This window comes from Chryseobacterium jejuense (assembly GCF_900100075.1).
In the GTDB taxonomy this organism is placed as follows: domain Bacteria; phylum Bacteroidota; class Bacteroidia; order Flavobacteriales; family Weeksellaceae; genus Chryseobacterium; species Chryseobacterium jejuense.
Genome location: NZ_FNEG01000002.1, coordinates 583866 through 605082 on the forward strand (window position 1 = coordinate 583866; position 21217 = coordinate 605082).

1 pseudogene (running past one end of the window) is annotated in these 21217 nt (G+C 38.7%); it reads right to left on the reverse strand.

The annotated features are described in order from the left end of the window. Nucleotides 1–20: 20 nt before the first annotated feature. Nucleotides 21–21217, reverse strand: a pseudogene (locus BLS98_RS08210) (non-ribosomal peptide synthase/polyketide synthase) (its annotated part continues 11455 nt past the right edge of the window); the annotation flags it as partial.

Genomic DNA, 21217 nt, shown 5'->3' on the forward strand with positions numbered 1-21217 from the left:
TGCTTTTCATTATTTTCATGAGATAAAGCATTGGAAAGAGAGGCTACTGTTTTATGGTTAAATACCATTCCTACATTAACCTGTAGATCCAGATCCTGTCTGATTTTGCTGATGAGCTTAACAGCCATGATACTATTCCCACCCAGTCTGAAGAAATCATCATGAATACTGATCGTTCCAGGATTGATTCCTAATACTTCACCATACACCTTGCATAGTTTTTCCTGTAATTCATTTTCAGGAGCAACATAATGCGTGCTTCCTGTAAATTCTGGTTCAGGTAACGCTTTTTTATCCAATTTACCATTGATTGTCAGAGGTAAAGAGGTTAAATGAATATAAATTCCCGGAACCATATATTCAGGAAGTGATTCTGAAAGGTGCTCTGACAGCAAGGATGAATCTATGGCTGCATCTGATACATAATATCCGGCAAGGTATTTCAAACCTTCCTTATTTTCCTTAGCTAAAACAGCAACCTGGCTGATTTCAGGATAACCCAGTAATTTATTTTCAATTTCACCAAGCTCAATTCTATAGCCACGGATCTTCACCTGGAAGTCATTTCTTCCAATATATTCAAGCTCTCCATTGGATAGCCAGCGTACTAAGTCTCCGGTTTTGTATAAACGCCCGTTCACTCCATTTGCTTTCTGATCTTCCGTCTGGAAAGGGTTTGCAATGAAACGTTCTTCTGTAAGATCTATTCTGTTCAGATAACCTCTTGCAATTCCTGCTCCGCCTATGTACAGTTCTCCTACCGCTCCTACAGGAACAATACGATGATAATTATCCAATACATAAGCGGTCATATTTCCGATTGGGCCTCCGATATTCACCGGATTTTCATCTTCATTATAGTGATGCAGCGTAGCACATACTGTTGTTTCTGTTGGCCCGTAAGCATTGATAAGATCTACTCCATGCTCTTTATACATCGCCATTACCTGTGGATTGGTAACGTCTCCTGCTACAACAAGGATCTCTAACGGTAAAATATATTCCTTAGTTAAAAGTACAGGTGGAATGGTGGCAATGCTGATGTTATTTGCTTCGATATACTCTTTTAAAGCGGACAAATCAGTCTGAAGGTCTTTTTCTAAAATGTAGATCGCATGTCCATGGGTAATGGATGGATACAATTCCCAAACGTGGGCATCAAATACATAATTCGCATACCATAAACAATTCTTTTGAACTTCAGTTCCCAACAATCCGAATTCTTTAGCTTCCTGGTGGATCAGGTTGGCCACATTTCTGTGTTCAACCATTACTCCTTTAGGTAATCCGGTGGTTCCACTGGTGAAAATAACGTATGCTAAATTGTTTGGTTTAGCATTGGTAACAGGATTTTTAGCATCAGAGGTTTCAAGCAGTGCTTTAAAGGTAACCTCATCTAAAGAGATCACATCTGAGCTTATATTTTTCAGCTTTTCTGCGGTACTTTCCTGACTTAAAATCAGTTTTGCACCCGTATCCTGAAGAATGTGCTCTATTCTTTCTACAGGATAAGAAGGATCCATCGGTACATAGGCCGCTCCGGATTTTAAAACCGCTAAAATGGCAATCAGCATATCTTCTGAACGATCTAAACATAATGGAACTAATTCATCCGGCTGAAGATCATAAGTGCTTATCAAATAATGGGCTAAGCGGTTTGCTCTTTCGTTCAGTTCTCTGTATGTCAATACCACATCCTGATATACCAATGCTATATTTTCCGGAGTTTTGAGTACTTGCTCTTCAAATAGCTGGTGAATGGTTTTATCAGAAGGGTAATCTGATTCTACGGCATTCCACTTTTCCATTAGTTTAAGCTGGTTGTCAGAAATATGCAAGAATTCATCGGAAGTAATTTTTCCATTTTCAAGAATTTGGGCAAGAACCGTTTTCATTCCATCAATCAGCTGCTCCATCGTATGCTGTTCAAAAAGAACGCCTTCATAGTTGATCTTCAAGGTTACACTTTCACCCTGTTCAAATGCCATAATTCCTAATGGATAATCCAGTTTTTCAACTGAATCTTTGAACACAAATCCTAACTCATTGTTATCATCTCCGCCTTGTGGCACAGGATAATTTTCGTAAACAAATAAACTGCTGAAAATACGTCTTGCATCCTGATGAAGTTCTGCAAGATTTACATCACTGTGGGTATTCAGTTCACTGATTCGCTGTTGAATATCAGAAATAACATCCACCACTTTGCCTTCTATATGTTGTACAATTAATGGAAGTGTATTGATAAAGAGTCCAGCTGATGATTCTATGTCATCTACAGGAAGACTTCGTCCGGATACAGTTGTCCCTACAACAGTAGTTTCAACCCCTCCGTAAATGCTTAACTGGCTGTGCCACAAGTACTGCAATACAGCATTAATGGTAAATCCGTTTTCCACAGTGAACTTTTTCAGTTGCTGATACTCTTCTTCAATGATCATCATTTTTACAGCCTGATGATCTTTAATCTGACGATAGGTTCCCAAATCAATATATTTTTGGGATTCTTTGAGCAGACTGCTAAGGTCTTCACGATCTTCGAGAAGGTTCATATAAGCATTCCAGAAGCTTCGGCTACCCTCTTTGTGCTGCTGAAGGTATTCCTGGGTTTTGATATAGGCATGATCTGTTACAATATTCAGATCCTGTTTTTTCGTTAGTTTCAGGTAGATATCATGAATACTTGTCAGCACTATAGGCATACTCCAGCCATCCAACACCGCGTGATGGTTGCTGAAAAGACAGGTATAATGCTTATCAGAACGTTTAAACAGATATACTCTGAATAATCCTCCTTTTGATAAATCATATACTTCAAATCTATCTTTTTGAGTAGCTTCTCTAATCCATTCTTCCTGCTCTTTTTCATTCATGGTACTCAAATCCAGATAACGCCAGTCTAAGATTCCTTTTTTATCAATGATCTGGATGATTTCTCCATTCCAATCAAATCTAAGTCTCAGTGCAGGAAACTGCTGTTGAGTGTAAGACCATGCTTCTTTAAGAGCCTCAACATTTATATCCGAAAGGTAATCCCAAACTAATTGCACGCGATAGGCATCATCTGTATCACCCTGGTTCAGTGCATGATATACAAATCCTTCCTGAAGACTGTTCGCCAGATATATTTTCTCTACTTCTTCTGATTCCTGAACTGATGAGAGCTGTTTTTGATCGATGATATAATCAATATCCGAACGGGTAAGGAAGCTGCGGGTATTTTGAGAAAGTTCTTCAACCACATGGATGATATGTTCTTTAAAGGATTGTGTAAGCTTTTCTACCTGTTGCTGAGTAAGATATCCTGAAATACTGAAACGAAGCTGCCCGTTCAATACTCCACCATTGATACTAATAATATGGCTGTCTCTGTTCTCTTTTCCTATTGAAAGACCTGTATCTTCTGCTGCAATAAACCATGTTTTTTCTCCTGAATGGTCTTCCTGATCCAGTTGTCCCAGATAATTAAATCCAATCTTCGGAAGTTCATGGTTAGTATAGCCTACAAGGCCTCCGTAGCCAATACCATGATCCTGAATTTCTCTTAAAGCCTCTTTGGTCAATATTACCGTATCGCTCACATTGATTCCTGTTTCCAACAATAGCGGATACATGGAAGTAAACCAGCCTACCGTTTCTGTAATATCCAGATTAGTGAAGACATCTTCACGGCCATGCCCTTCCAATACAATCGCATGTCGGGATGTCCCGGTGAAATCTGTAAGTGCTGATGACAACGCTGCCAATAGCAGATCATTGATTTCTGTATGGTATACGTGGTGGCTTCCTCTAATCAGTTTTTCTGTAGTATCCTGATCTAAAAGAAGGATATCATGATGGTATTCGGTCCCGGAAATTTCCTCAAGGATCTGATTACTTTGATCTACATCAGAGGTTATTACCTTCCAATAGGTCAAATCTTTGTCTCTGGATTCAGGATCTTCAGATTTATAATTTTTAATAGCCTGTACCCATTGGCGGTAGCTGCTGCCTTTCTTAATCTGATAATGTTCTCCTTTTTCAAGCGTCTGATAGATGTTTCTGAGATCTTCAAGAATAATTCTCCAGCTCACAGTATCAATAATAAGGTGATGGAAAGCAAAGAAAATTCTTGCAGTTTTATCCTGATATCCTGTGATATATCCAATATTGTAAAGTGGTCCTTTTTCAATATCAAACTGCTGCTGCCATGTGGTGAATATATGGGAAAGCTCTTCCTTACTCAATTGGGAAGCATCAAGATAATTGATTTCCGTTACTGTATTTTGGTCATTATAATACTGATTATAATTTCCGTTTTCAACAGGATAAGACAGTCTGAATGCATCATGCTTTTCAATAAGGAGCTCAATGCTTTTCTCTAAAAGACTGCTATCCAGTTCCGGAACATTAATCAAGAATGCCTGATTCCAGTGGTTCGAATCCGCCAGGTACCCCTTTTCTTTTTCGCTAAAGAACCATTCCTGAACAGGTAAAAACGGAACTTCTCCCGTAAGAATTCCCTGTTCTGTAAGGATCTCAACTTCTGTTTCTGACTTTTTCTCTTCCATCAAAACAGCCAATGCTGCTGCAGTTCTTGAGGAGAATATTTCCTTCACACTCAACCTTACATCCAAGCGTTGTTTTATTTTTCCTACCAGCTGAATACTGATAATACTATCACCTCCTAATCTGAAGAAATCATCATGAATACTGATACTTTCGGTCTTGATACCCAACACTTCTCCATAGATTTCTACGAGATTTCTTTGAAGTTCAGTTTCCGGAGCAGAGTATTCTTTGTTTCCTGTGAAATTAGGTTCCGGTAAAGCTCTTTTATCCAGTTTTCCATTGATGGTTAATGGTAGAGTTGTTAAATGAACAAAAGCTCCGGGAACCATATATTCAGGAAGGGTTTCAGATAAATATTCTGAAAGAAGCGCTGTATCAAGCGCTGTATCAGCAACATAGTATCCGGAAAGGTATTTAATCCCTGATTTATTTTCTTTCGCTATTACAGCAACCTGACGGATGCCTGGATAACTTAGTAAAGTATTCTCAATCTCTCCTAATTCAATACGATAGCCACGGATTTTAACCTGGAAGTCATTTCTTCCGATGTATTCAAGCTCACCATTGGATAACCAGCGAACCAAGTCTCCGGTTTTATACAATTTTCCATTCTCTCCTTTTACATGTTGTTCAGGAGTTTGGAAAGGATTGGAAATAAAACGTTCTTCTGTAAGTTCAGGACGGTTCAGATAGCCTCTGGCAATACCAGCTCCACCGATATAAAGCTCACCAGCTGCTCCTACAGGAACAGGACGTTGATAATCATCCAGAACATATACGGTCATATTGCCAATAGCCCCTCCGATGTTCAACGGATTGCCATCTTCTTTATAATGGTGTAAAGTGGCACATACTGTACTTTCTGTAGGCCCATAGGCATTGATCAAATCTACTCCATATTCTTTATACAGCTTCATCACCTGAGGGTTGGTAACATCTCCTGCCACCACCATTTTTTCTAAAGGAAGAATATGATCTTTTGTAAGAAGTACTGGTGGTATGGTCGCAATACTGATATTATTTTCATGTATATACTCCTGTAAAGCAATAAGATCGGTTTGTTTATCTTTTTCAAGGATGTAAATGCTGTGTCCATGGGTAATGGATGGATATAGTTCCCATACATGCGCATCAAACACATAGTTAGCATACCACAGGCAGTTTTTATGAACAGAGTCTGATTTCAGACCAAATTCTTTGGCTTCCTGCTCTATTAAGTTGGCCACACTTTTATGCTCAATCATTACTCCTTTTGGAAGTCCTGTGGTACCACTGGTGTAAATGACATAAGCTAAATTCTCAGGTTTCACTTCTGTCACAGGATTTTCTGAAGACATGGTTTCCAGAATTGCTTGAAAAGTGATTGTATCGAGTGAAATAACTTCAGCTGATGTATTTTTTACTTTTTCTGATGTATTTTCTTCTGCCAAAATAATTTTTGCTGCCGTATCCTGAAGAATATGTTCTATTCTGTCTGCAGGATATGAAGGATCCATCGGTACATACGCTGCACCGGATTTTAATACTGCCAGAATAGCAATCAACATTTGCTCTGAACGGTTCAGACATAATGGAACAATATCATCCGGCTGAAGACCATACGTTTCAATAAGATGATTCGCCAAACGGTTCACACGTTCATTAAGCTCACGATAAGACAGTCTTACGTCCTGATACACTACTGCAATCTGATTTGGAGTTTTCGCAACCTGTTTTTCGAATAATTTGTGAATGGTTGTATCAGAAGGATAAAATACTTCTGTAGCATTCCATTCTTCTGTTATTTTTTTATCAATATCCTTTGATATCAAACGAAGATCAAGCAGTTTGGTTGTTTCCAGATTGATCTCATTACCAAAGGCCTGTTCAAGCAGATACAGGTAAGAATCAATCATATTATTAACCGTTTCCCTTGCGAAAATTGCCTTAGCAAAATTGAACATTCCCTGAATGGTTTTTTCTCCATCATCAATCATAGTGGACAAATCAAACTTAGCCACATCATAATCCGTATCTCCTTCATAAGGGTGGAATAACACTTCTGCATCATCAGTACTTCTACCAAAGCTCTGAAGACCAAACATCACCTGGAATACCGGATGACGGGACATATCCTGCTCAACACCTAGTTCTTCAACCAGTTTTTCGAACGGAACATCCTGATGAGACTGTGCCTCAATTACGGACTGAGCAATCTGAAGAATAAAGTCTTTCACGTTTTGCTCTGCATCAATGGTTTCTCTTAAGGCCAATGTATTCACAAAGAATCCAATCATGTCTTCAAGACCTGCATGATGCCTGTTGGCAATAGGACTTCCTACTACAATATCATCCTGACCGGAATAAGCAGACAACATCAAGTAATAGCCTCCAAGCATCACACTGTATAAACTTACACCCAGCTCTTTAGATGTTTTTCTCAGACCTTGAGCTAGTTTCGAAGACAGTACAAAATGGATGGTTTCTCCGTCATAAGAAACCTGATTAGGTCTCTTAAAATCAACAGGAAGGTTCAAAGTCTGGAAATCATCCAGTTTTGTTTTCCAATAGTCTACCTGACGGTCAAGTCTCTCTCCGGAAAGGTAATTTCTCTGCCACAATGCAAAGTCTTTATATTGAACCTTAACTTCAGGAAGTTGAGGTTCTTCACCCTTGATAAGGGCGTTGTAAATTGTTTGTATTTCTTTTAAGAAAATATCCGTTGACCAACCATCAAATGCAATGTGATGAATCACAACTGACAGATGATGGTGGTCTCCTAACCTAAAAACGCTAATTTCTATAGGAAGTTCTTCATCCAGACGGAAGATTTTATTGGAAACTCTGTTGATTTCTGCATCCAGTTCCTCTTTTGTATTTACATCGTGTAAATGAATGGTCGGAACCTGGTCAAGAATCAACTGATATCCTTTTCCTTCGTCGGTTGAACGGATAATGGTTCGTAATACTTCATGTCGTATTACAATGGTTTCGAGTGCCTTTCCTATTACTGAAAGATCTGTTTTTTCATTCAGACGAACAGTCATAGGAATGTTATAGGCACTGCTTCCTCCTTCATAGGTTTCAATAAACCAAAGTCTTTCCTGAGCAAATGATAGTTTTTGCTCTTCAGGAGTATTTACTTTTATTGGTATAATGGTAACCTGTTCATCAATATTATTTTGATCATTTAATGCTTCTGAAAGTGAGGCTACTGTTTTATGGCCAAATATCACAGCTACGCCAACCTGCATATTCAAGGTTCGTTTGATGGAGCTTATTAATTTGATGGCCATAATACTGTTTCCTCCAAGACTGAAGAAATCATCATGAATACCAATACCAGAAGCGTCTAATCCAAGGACTTCTCCATAGATCTGACATAATTTCTCCTGTAATTCGGTCTCAGGGGCTGTGTATTCTCTGCCTCCAGTAAATTCAGGCTCCGGTAAGGCTCTTCTGTCTAATTTACCATTGATGGTTAATGGTAATGATGTTAAGTGAACAAACGCTGCAGGAACCATGTATTCTGGTAATACCTCTGATAAGAATGCGGTAAGATCACTTACTTCATTTGCTTGTTCTGATACATAATATCCAACAAGATATTTCAATCCGGCTTTGTTTTCTTTAGCGAGAACCACAGCTTGTTTTACTTCAGAATATTCCTGAAGCCTGTTTTCAATCTCACCTAGCTCAATTCTGTAGCCACGGATCTTAACCTGGAAGTCATTTCTTCCAATGTATTCCAGTTCTCCATCTGCAAGGTAACGTACCAAGTCTCCTGTTTTATACAAGATACCGTTCGTTCCTTGATTCTTCTCTTTCAAAGTCTGGAAAGGATTGCTGATAAAACGTTCGGCAGTGAGTTCTTCACGGTTTAGATAACCTCTGGCAATTCCGGCTCCGCCTACATACAACTCTCCTACTGCTCCTACAGGAACGGCACGAAGATGTTTATCAAGGATGTACATACCTTGGTCAGGAATATTCTCCCCGATTAAGGATGCTTTATCCAAGTCTTCTGCGCTTAATTTCTTGTAGGTTACATGGACAGTCGTCTCAGTAATTCCATACATATTAATCAATGTTGGTGCAGAATGATAACGCTCATACCAAGGTTTTAAAGAGGCCAGATTTAACGCTTCTCCTCCGAAAATCACATAGCGAAGGTTTGCTAACCGCTCTTCTCTCTGAAGTGCTGTATCAATAAACTGATAGAACGCCGTTGGAGTTTGGTTGAGCACCGTTAAGCCTTCTTTCAGACATAAGCTGAAGAATAAATTCGTGTCTTTAGTTTGTTCAGATGAGGGAACTAATAATTTTCCACCATAGAATAATGCTCCCCAGATTTCCCATACACTAAAGTCAAATACATAGGAATGGAATAAACTCCATACATCCTTGTCATTAAACTGATACCAATGATCAGTAGCACTAAACAAACGCGCTACATTGCGGTGTTCCTGCATTACGCCTTTTGGCATTCCTGTGGTTCCACTGGTGTAGATTACATAGGCCAGATGAGAGGATTCCACGGAAGTAACCGGATTTTCAATACTGCTGTTTTTCAGAACAGTTTCAAGCTTAGGAGCGTTTAAAATAAGCATGGAAGTAGTATCTCCACAGGCTTCAAGGACATTAAGTTCAGAACCGCCTTGTGTGATGACAATTTTTGCGCCCGTATCTGTCAGAATATGTTTGATTCTGTCGGCTGGATATGATGGATCCATTGGAACATAAGCTCCACCGGATTTTAACACAGCCAGAATAGCTACAAGCATTTCTTCGGAACGCTCCAGACATAAAGGAATAAGATCATCTGGCTGAATATCATATGTTTCAATAAGATAATTCGCCAAGCGGTTGGAACGGTCATTTAGCTCTCGATAAGAGAGTCTTACGTCCTGATATACAACGGCTATATGATCTGGTGTTCTTTCAACCTGATTTTCAAATAGCTTATGAATAGTAGTATCACTTGGATAGTGAACTCCGGAAGACCAGAGTTTAGAAACCGTTTTATATTCTTCCTTGGTCAGATAAGATAACTGGTCAGATGAAATTTCTGAGTTTTCAAGAATCTGATCCAAAACAGTGTTCATTCCACTGATTAATTGCTGGATCATGGCTTCTTCAAACAGATATCCTTCATAGCTGATATTTAGCCATATCTCTTCACCCGCTTCATAAGCTACGATACCCAATGGATAATCCAGACGTTCTACCGAACCTTTGAAAACAAATGACAATTCGTTATCCTCATCTCCTTTCGGGGCTGGATAGTTTTCATATACAAACAAGCTGCTGAAAATTCTTCGCCCATCATGTTGAAGACTGGCGAGATTTACACTGCTATGCGTATTAAGCTCACTGATTCTGTTCTGGATTTCTGAAATAATATCTGCGACTTTACCCTCAGAATGGCTGACAATTAATGGTAAAGTATTGATATACAAACCAACTGATGATTCAATTCCATCTACCGGTATACTTCTTCCGGAAACCGTAGTTCCTACCACCGTAGACTGCGTTCCGCTGTAAATCGCCAATTGTTTATGCCATAAGTATTGAAGTACAGCATTGATAGTAAATCCGTTCTTTGCTGTAAAATTCTTCAATTGCTGGTATTGTTCACCCACAATCGACATTTTTATCGAACGGTGGTCTACAATCTGTTTATATTCTGAAAGATCAATATGTTTCTTAGATTCTTTGATCCAGCCACTTATATCTTCACGATCTTCAAGAAGTCCCATGTAGCCTTTCCAGAAGTCTGCATTAGAATCTTTATGGTTCTGAAGATACTTTTGGGCTTCTGCATACGCTTCATCCGGTGCCGGAGAAAGTTTCTGATTTTTAATTAATTTTAGATAGGCCTCGTGAATAAGCGTCAAGAATATTGGCATACTCCATCCATCAAGAATGGCGTGATGATTACTGAAAAGACACGTGTAATGCTGCTCTGAACGTTTGAACAGGTATATTCTGAAAAGGCTTCCTTTTGCAAGATCATATACTTCAAAACGGTCTTTATGAGTCAGTTCCGCAATCAAATCTTCCTGTTGATCTTTGTTCATTTCACTCAGGTCGTGATAACGCCAGTCAAGAGTTCCTTTTTTGTTAATGATCTGAACAATTTCTTCACTCCAGTCAAATCTTAATCTTAATGTAGGAAGCTGATTTTGAGTATATATCCATGCTTTTTTCAGCTGTTCAAGATTCATTTCAGAAAGATAATCCCATACCAGTTGTACACGGTAAGCATCATCAGTATCTCCTTGATTCAATGCATGATATACAAATCCTTCCTGTAAGCTGTTGGCCAGGTATACTCCTTCTACTGCTCTGGATTCCTGAATATACATCAGCTGATCTTTACCTACGATATTCTGTGTATCTGAAGGAGTAAGCCAGGTTCTTTGTTCTGTGGTTAATTCATCAACAATCTGTTTGATATACTCTTCAAATTTTTGGGTAAGCAGATCTACTTGATCCTGTGAAAGATATCCCGAGATCCCAAAGCGAAGCTGCCCGTCAGCAATGGCTCCGTTGACACTAATGATATAGCTGTCACGGTTTTTATCACCCATAGAGTTTCCGCTGTTTTCTCCTGAAATATACCAGGTTTTCTCGCCTGTATTTTCTTCCTGGTCAAGCTGCCCAAGATAATTGAAACTGATTTTTGGAAGTGCCTGTTCCGTATATCCTACAAGACTCCCATATCCAATTCCATTATTTGGAATGCTTCTCAGAGATTCTTTAGTTAAAACAACGGTATCTTTTACGTCTTTCCCGGTTTGCAACAGTAATGGATACATGGAAGTAAACCATCCCACTGTTTCTGTAATATCCAGATTATTGAACACCTCTTCACGTCCGTGACCCTCCAGAAGAACGGCGTGTCCTGACGTTCCGGTAAGGTCTGAAAGCGCAGAAGCAAGAGCAGATAACAATATATCATTGATCTGTGTATGATATACATGATGGATCTCCCTAATCAGCTTTTCCGTATAGCTTTCTTCAAGACTAAGATTAGCAAAATGATAATCCTGAGAGGATACTTCAGCTAAAATAGTATTGTTTTTCTCAACATTTTCTGCTGTATTACTCCAGTAAGCAAGTTCTTTGGTTCTGGCTTCAGGATTATCAAAAAGATATCCTTTTACAGCCTCAGTCCATTGGCGGTAGCTGCTTCCTTTTACATAAGCTTCGGGCTGGTTTCCTTTTTCAAGGGTCTGATATATATTTTTCAGATCTTCTGTAATAATTCTCCAGCTTACGGCATCAATAATAAGGTGGTGCAATACAAAGAAAATTCTTGCACTTCCATCTTCGTATCCATGAACATATCCAATCTGGAATAAAGGTCCTTTTTCTATATCAAAATGAGACTGCCATTGTGTGAATACTTTAGAAATTTCTTCTGATGACATTCCTGAAATATCAAGATCTTTAATTTCCGGTATATATTCTATTCCGTACTGTTGAGTGTATGTATTATTTTCTTTTGGATAATAGATTCTGAAGGCATCATGCTTTTCAATAAGCAGCTTTATACTTTGTTTCAGTAATTCTGTAGTAAGCTCAGGAACAGTAATCAGGAAAGATTGATTCCAATGATTAAGATCTCCTACATACCCTTCTTCAACCAAATTGAAGAACCATTCCTGAATAGGAAGGAAAGACAAACTTCCGGTAAGCTGACCTTGCTCTGTAAGAATCTGAGTTTGTTCTTCTTTGGCCTTACTTTCCATTAATTCGGAAAGCTTTAAGACTGATCTGGATGTAAAAATATCTTTAACACTAACTCTTATATCAAGTCTTTGTCTGATTCTGCTGACAAGTTGAATACTGATAATACTGTCACCACCTAATCTGAAGAAATCATCATGAATACCGATTCCTGAGGCATCTAATCCAAGGACTTCGCCATAGATCTGGCATAATTTCTCCTGTAATTCAGTTTCTGGGGCCGTATATTCTCTGCCTCCCGTAAATTCTGGTTCCGGTAATGCTCTTCTGTCTAACTTACCATTGATGGTCAATGGTAATGAAGTTAAGTGAACAAAAGCAGCAGGAACCATGTATTCTGGTAATACTTCTGATAAAAATGTAGTAAGATTGTTTACTTCATTCGCTTTTTCTGAGACATAATATCCAACAAGATATTTCAATCCGGCTTTGTTTTCTTTAGCGAGGACCACAGCTTGTTTTACTTCAGAATATTCCTGAAGTCTGTTTTCAATCTCACCTAGCTCAATTCTGTAGCCACGGATCTTCACCTGGAAGTCATTTCTTCCAATATATTCCAGTTCTCCATCAGCTAGATAGCGTACCAAGTCTCCTGTTTTGTACAGAATTCCGTTCGTTCCCTGCTCTTTTTCTTCCAAAGTCTGGAAAGGATTGCTGATAAAACGTTCTGCAGTGAGTTCTTCACGGTTCAGATAACCTCTTGCTATTCCGGCTCCGCCTACATACAACTCTCCTACAGCTCCTACAGGAACGGCTCGAAGGTGTTTATCTAGAATATACATTCCCTGATCTGGAATATTCTCCCCGATTAATGATGCTTTATCCAAGTCGTCTGCACTTAATTTCTTGTAGGTTACATGGACGGTAGTCTCAGTAATTCCATACATATTAATCAATGTTGGTGCAGAATGATAACGCTCATACCAAGGTTTTAAAGAGGCCAGATTTAACGCTTCTCCTCCGAAAATCACATAGCGAAGGTTTGCCAGCTGTTCTTCTCTTTGAAGTGCCGTATCAATAAACTGGTAGAAGGCAGTAGGGGTTTGGTTGAGTACCGTTAAGCCTTCTTCTAAACATAAGTTGAAGAATAAATTCGTGTCTTTGGTCTGTTCAGATGATGGTACTAATAATTTTCCTCCATAAAACAAGGCTCCCCAGATTTCCCATACACTAAAGTCAAATACATAGGAATGGAATAAACTCCATACATCCCTGTCATTAAACTGATACCAATGATCGGTGGCACTGAATAAACGCGCTACATTGCGGTGTTCCTGCATTACGCCTTTTGGCATTCCCGTGGTTCCACTGGTGTAGATTACATACGCCAAATGACTAGAAGCTACAGAAGTAACCGGGTTTTCAATGCTGCTGTTTTCAAGAACTGTTTCCAGTTCCGGATCGTTCAATATAAGCATGGAAGTTTCTTCTCCGCAGGCTTCAAGGACACTAAGTTCAGAACCGCCTTGTGTGATGACAATTTTTGCGCCCGTATCTGTAAGAATATGTTTGATTCTGTCAGCAGGATATGATGGATCCATTGGAACATAAGCTCCACCGGATTTTAGTACTGCCAGAATAGCCACAAGCATTTCTTCGGAACGCTCCAGGCACAAAGGAATAAGGTCATCCGGCTGAATATCATACGTTTCTATAAGATAATTCGCCAAACGGTTGGAACGTTCATTTAGCTCACGATAAGAGAGGCTTACGTCCTGATATACAACGGCTATATGATCTGATGTTCTTTCAACCTGATTTTCAAATAGCTTATGAATAGTAGTATCACTTGGATAGTGAACCCCAGAAGACCAGAGTTTGGAAACTGCTGTATGTTGTTCTTCAGAAATCAAATCCAATTCGGATATAGCAAGGCTTTCAGTATCATTGATTTCTGCAATCTGACCAAGCAGGAACAGATAGGTATTCAACATATTCTGAACGGTTTCTTTTGAGAAAACAGATTTCGCATAGTTGAACATTCCCTGTAAACTATGACCGATATCATTAATCATCGTCGTTAAATCAAACTTAGCTACCTGATAATCAATATTTCCATTAAAAGGATATAGCAACGTAGTTTCATTTTCCGGTTGGGAAACTTCTTCCCCAAAACTCTGAAGGCCAAACATCACCTGGAATACTGGATGTCTGGAAGTATCCTTCTCTACACCAAGTTCTTCTACCAATTTTTCAAAAGGAAGATCCTGATAAGACTGTGCTTCTGTTACTGATTGGGCTACCTGTAAAATAAAGTCTTTTATCTGCTGATTCGGGTCAATATTTTCTCGGAGTGCGAGGGTATTGACAAAGAATCCGATCATATCTTCAAGACCTGCATGGTGACGGTTAGCAATAGGACTTCCTACAATAATATCATCCTGTCCGGAATACGCAGAAAGCATAAGGTAATAACCACCCAATACAATGCTATAAAGGCTTACTCCAAGATCTTTTGATAGGTTTTTTAACTTTTGAGTCTGCTCCTCATTAAGGCTGAAATAGATATTTTCTCCTTCATAGGATATCTGAGCCGGTCTCTTGAAGTCTGTTGCCAGATCAAGATTCTGAAATCCTCCAAGTTTGTTTTTCCAGTAACCGATCTGTTGTTCAAGTCTTTCTCCGGTAAGATAATTACGCTGCCATAATGCAAAATCTTTGTATTGGATCTTTAATGCAGGTAATTCATGTGGTTTACCTTCTTTAATTGCATTGTAAATACTGATTAATTCTTTTAAGAAAATATCTGTAGACCATCCGTCAAATGCGATATGATGAATAACGACTGATAAATAATGGTTTTCTTCAAGCTTAAAGATGTTGATATCTATAGGCAGTTCTTCTTCCAACTTGAAGATTTTATTAGCCACACGGCTTACTTTTTCTTCCAGTTCCTGCATTGTTTTCACCTCAAACTGATGAATAACAGGAATATCATTCATAACCAATTGCCAGCCTTTCCCTTCATCGGTCGTGCGAATGACTGAACGAAGCACTTCATGACGCATTACAATAGCATCCAATGCTTTACAAAGGGCTGTAATATCTGTTTTTTTATCCAAAAGGAAGGCCATTGGAATATTATAGGCGCTGGTTCCGCCTTCATAATTTTCAATAAACCACAATCTTTCCTGGGCAAAAGATAAACTCTGTTCTTCAGGCGTATTTACCTCTACCGGGGTAATAATAACATGATCATTTCCATGGGTTTCTTCTGATAAAACAGTTGATAATAAAGCAATGGTTTTATGATTGAATATTTTGGAAACTTCTACTTGTATCTGTAAAGCCTGTTTAATCTTACTGATCAGTTTAATGGCCATGATACTGTTTCCACCCAATCTGAAGAAATCATCATGAATGCTAATGGTTTCTGCATCCAATCCTAATATTTCACCATAAACCTGGCAAAGCTGTTTCTGAAGGGTTGTTTCCGGAGCTGTATATTCTTTACTGCCTGTGAAATCCGGTTCAGGCAGTGCTTTTCTGTCTAATTTTCCGTTGATCGTTACCGGTAAAGCCGTTAAATGCACAAAAGCACCAGGAACCATGTATTCAGGAAGAGATACAGATAGATATTCTGAAAGCAGTTCTGAATCTAGAGCCTCATCAGAAACATAATACGCAGCCAGATATTTCAATCCGGATTTATTTTCTTTGGCCAATACAGCAACCTGACGAATTTCAGAATACCCTAATAAAGTATTTTCTATCTCCCCTAATTCAATACGATAGCCACGGATTTTCACCTGGAAGTCGTTTCTTCCTGCATATTCCAGCTCTCCATTTGGTAGCCATCGAACTAAATCTCCGGTTTTGTATAAACGCGTATTTTCTCTTCTTTCTTTCTGTTCTGAAGTCTGGAATGGATTTGAAATGAAACGTTCTTCGGTAAGTTCAGAGCGGTTCAGATACCCTCTTGCAATACCCGCTCCACCAATGTACAATTCGCCTACAGCTCCAACAGGCACTAATCGATTTTGCTGATCAAGAACATATGCATAGGTATTGGCAATCGGACCACCTATATTCAATGGATTTCTATCTTCTTTATAGTAATGAAGTGTAACACAAACAGTTCCTTCTGTTGGACCATATTCGTTCACAAAAATAATATCGTCAACATTTTTATCCAGAGCAGGGAAGCTTTCACCTCCGGCAAATATCAGTTTCAGGTTGGTTCCATTCTCTACAATTTCTCTTAACAGAACCGGTGGAATGAATGAAACTTCAATATTATTTTCTTTGATGTACTCATTAAGTTCTCCTACTGATGTTCTAAGTTCATTACTGTACAGCCACAAAGTATTTCCATTACATAATACCGGGAATGCTTCATATACAAAGGCATCAAATACATAGTTTGAGTAACAACCTACTTCCTGATATTCTTGAAGTCGGTGAGCTTTTATCATTGATTCAATGAGGTTTATCACTCCTGAATGTTCAATCATCACTCCTTTTGGTAATCCAGTTGTTCCGCTGGTGTAGATTACATAAGCAAGGTGATTAGCATTTGCCTGGGTTACAAGGTTTCCAGATGACATTATTTCAAGTTGTGCTTGAAGACTTACCTCATCTATAGTGAGAACCTCAACAGCTGTAGTTTCCAGTTTTCCTGCTGTACTTTCCTGTCCAATAACCAATTTCGCCTGAGTATCCTGAAGAATATGCTGTATTCTGTCTGATGGGTAAGAAGGGTCCATCGGAACATAAGCTGCTCCGGATTTTAGTATGGCAAGAATGGCAATCAATATATTTTCAGATCGCTCCAGACATATTGGTACCAGATCATCCGGTTGAAGCCCATAATGCTCGATCAGATAATGAGCCAGCTGATTAGCCTTTTCATTTAATTCCTGATAAGAGAAGCTTGTATTCTGATACACCAATGCTGTTTGAGCAGGAGTATTTTTCACCTGATCTTCAAAAAGCTGGTGGATTGTTATTTCTGATGGATATGCTTTATAGGTGTCATTCCATTCTTCTGTTAATTTTTTATATTGAACATGAGAAACTAAGTTCAATTCAGATAGTCTAATTCCTTTTTGCCCTCCATCTCCTGTCATTTGATCCAGCAAAAATTCATAGGAACGAATCATATTGCTTACCGTTTCTTTTGAGAAAATAGCTTTAGCAAAATTGAACATTCCTTTGATCTGATCTTCTCCATCATCAATCATGGTCGTCAGATCAAATTTAGCCACTTGATAGTCTATTTCTCCATCAAAAGGATAAAACAAGGCATCCTGATTATTTTGAGAAGAGGAATCACCTCCAAAGCTCTGAAGACCAAACATGACCTGGAAAACAGGATGTCTTGAGGTATCCTGCTCTACTCCAAGCTCCTCTACAAGCTTCTCGAATGGCAGATCCTGATGAGACTGTGCTTCGGTAACTGATTTTGATACCTGAAGAAGGAAATCTTTAAGGTTTTGCTTGGGATCTAATGATTCTCTCAATGCCAATGTATTGACAAAGAACCCAATGATATCTTCCAGCCCAGGATGGTGACGATTGGCAATAGGGCTTCCTACCACAATATCATCTTGTCCTGAATACGCAGAAAGCATCAGATAATAGCCTCCCAGCATAACAGAATACAGGCTTATTCCAAGATTTTTAGATAAAGCTCTCAGTTTTTCGCTCTGTTCTCCATCTAAACTGAAATATAGATTTTCTCCTTCGTAAGAAATTTGAGAAGGCCTTCTGAAATCTGTCGGAAGATCCAGATTCTGAAAATCTTGAAGCTGATTCTTCCAATAGCTAATCTGGTTTTCAAGACGCTGTCCTGAAAGATAATTACGCTGCCATAAAGCATAGTCTTTGTATTGAACCTGCAACTGAGAAAGTTCCTCAGCATTTTCATCATTAACAAGAGCTTTATAGATTGTTTGGATTTCTTTGAGGAAGATATCCGTAGACCATCCATCAAAAGCAATATGGTGAATGACTGCTGACAGATAATGTCTGTTTTCAAACTTGAAAATGTTAATTTCAATAGGAATCTCCGTCTCAAGTCGGAAGATTTTATTGGCACATCTGTTTATGGCTTCATCTAAACCTTCTCTTGTACTTATTTCGGTCTCTTTCCATTCAGGCATAGTGTCTGTAACCACCTGATAGCCTACACCATCTTCTGTGGTTTTAATGACAGAGCGTAAAACTTCATGACGTTTAATAACTTTTTCAAAAGCTTTCTGCAAGACTGAAGTATCAATTTTTTCATCCAGAATTGCCGTCATTGGAATATTGTAGGCACTGCTTCCGCCTTCATAGGTTTCTATGAACCAAAGCCTTTCCTGAGCAAAAGATAATCTCTGTTCTTCAGGAGCATTAACTTTTATAGAGGTAATTGTAACCTGCTCTTCAATATGAGTTTCATCCATTAAAACATCAGCCAAAGACGCAATCGTTTTATGACTGAAAATTGCAGCTACTTCTACCCTGATTCCAAGAACTTGTTTAATCTTGCTAATAAGTTTGATCGCCATGATACTATTTCCTCCTAATCTGAAGAAATCATCATGAATTCCTATGTTTGATGCATCAAGACCAAGAACCTGAGCATAAATGTGACATAATTGTTCTTGCAACTCATTTTCAGGAGCTGTATAATCCGATCCTGTTGTAAATTCAGGTTCAGGCAGACCTCTACGATCCAGTTTTCCATTGATGGTTAACGGCAGTGAATTCAGATGAATAAATGCTACGGGAACCATATATTCCGGCAACGTCTGTGATAAGAACGAAGTAAGCTTTCCAGAATCTATTGGAGAGTCTGAAACATAATAGCCTACAAGGTATTTAAGTCCTGCTTTATTTTCTTTAGCCAATACAACAGATTGCCTCACCTCTGGATATTCCTGCAGCCTGTTTTCAATTTCGCCCAGCTCTATTCTATACCCACGAATCTTTACCTGGAAGTCATTTCTGCCCATGTATTCAAGCTCTCCGGAAGGCAGATAGCGTACCAAATCACCTGTTTTATAAATACGTCCGTTTTCACCTTTTCCTTTCTGTTCTTCTGTCTGGAAAGGATTTTCCTGAAAGCGCTCTAAAGTGAGTTCGAAGCGGTTCAAATAGCCTCTGGCTACACCTGCACCCCCAATATAAAGCTCTCCTACAGCACCTACCGGTACCGGACGATGGTAAGCATCAAGCACATAAATATTTGTATTGCTGATGGGTCTTCCAATATTATTTACTTTGTTATTGGTATTAACAAGAGAGGTAACTGTAGTCTCAGTAGGGCCATAAGAATTGACTAATTTAAATGCTTCATCCTTTAATTTGTTATGCAGATCTGTAGGTAAGGCTTCCCCTCCTGAGTTCAATACACGTAAGCTTTTCACCTTAGTGATATCAATACTTTGCAATACTGACGGGGTAAGATGGATATAGGAAACGTTATGATCGATCAATGTTTTTACAAAAGCATCTTCGTTAAGTAACAGCTTCTGACTTTCTATAAATACCAATGTATTTCCATTTAATATAGCCAGCAACATCTGCTCTATAGAAGCATCAAACACATAGTTGGCAAACTGCAGAATAACATCAGAACTGTTTAATCCATAGCGAGGATAGAGATCATTAATTAAATTAACCGCGCCTTTATGTTCAATCATTACCCCTTTAGGCATACCCGTAGTTCCACTGGTATAGATTACATAAGCAAGGTTTTCTTCCCCAGCCTCAGTAAGCGGGTTATTGGCATTCATTCTTGCGAGCGTACTGCTGAAATACGGGCTGTCGAGAGATAAGACATCTATCTTTTCTTCCAAATTTTGAGATAGGGTCTCTCTTGTACTTTCCTGAGCAAGAACCAGCAGAGGGTTTGTGTCTTTAAGGATATGGTGAGTCCTTTCCGCAGGATATGACGGATCTATCGGCACATACGCTGCACCTGCTTTCATTACAGCAAGAATTGCAATAAGCATGTACTCAGAACGATCCAGACAAAGCGGTATCAGATCATCTGGCTTAATATTATAATTTCCTCTAAGATAATTAGCTAAACGATTAGCCTGCTCATTCAACTCTTTGTAAGAGAATTGTATATCTTTAAATATCAGCGCAGTATGATCCGGAGTTTTTAAAACCTGATCTTCAAATAACTGATGAATAGTCTTTTGTGTGGAAATAAAATTCCAGGTATCATTCCAGTCCTCGGTAAGGTTTTTATATTGTTTTTCCGTTAAAAGAGAAAGTTGATTTGAAGTTATATCCTGATTGTCAATAATCTGATTAAGAATCATTTCCATTCCTTCAATCAATTGATCCATCGTATCTTTTTCGAACAGGTAGCCTTCGTAATTTAAGGTAAATGATATTTCATTTCCTCTTTCAAATGCCACAACTCCTAATGGATAATCCAGTTTCTCCACGGCGTCTCTAAATACAAAGCCAAGTTCATTATGATCTTCCCCCTCTGGTACAGGATAATTTTCAAATACAAATAAACTGCTGAAAATTCTGCGTCCATCATGGTGAAGTTCTGCCAGATTGATATCACTATGGGTATTAATATCACTGATCCTGTTCTGAATTTCTTTGATTTGGTCAATTACTTTTCCTTCCTCATGGGTAACAATTAAGGGTAATGTGTTGATGTATAATCCTGCAGACAATTCTATTCCGTCTACCGGTAAGCTTCGTCCCGATACTGTTGTTCCTACAATTGTTGTACTCAATCCGCTATAGATTCTCAGCTGTTGGTGCCACAGATATTGTAAGATAGCATTTACAGTTAATCCATGAGTTTTTGTAAAGGCTTTAAGCAAGTCATACTGATTCCCTGCTATCCTCATTTTTACCTGTTGAGGATCTTGAATGTGACGATAGGTTCCTAAATCTACAGGTCTCTGAGATGCTTTAATTAATCCGCTTAAATCCTCATGATCTTCCAAAGATTTCATATAAGTATTCC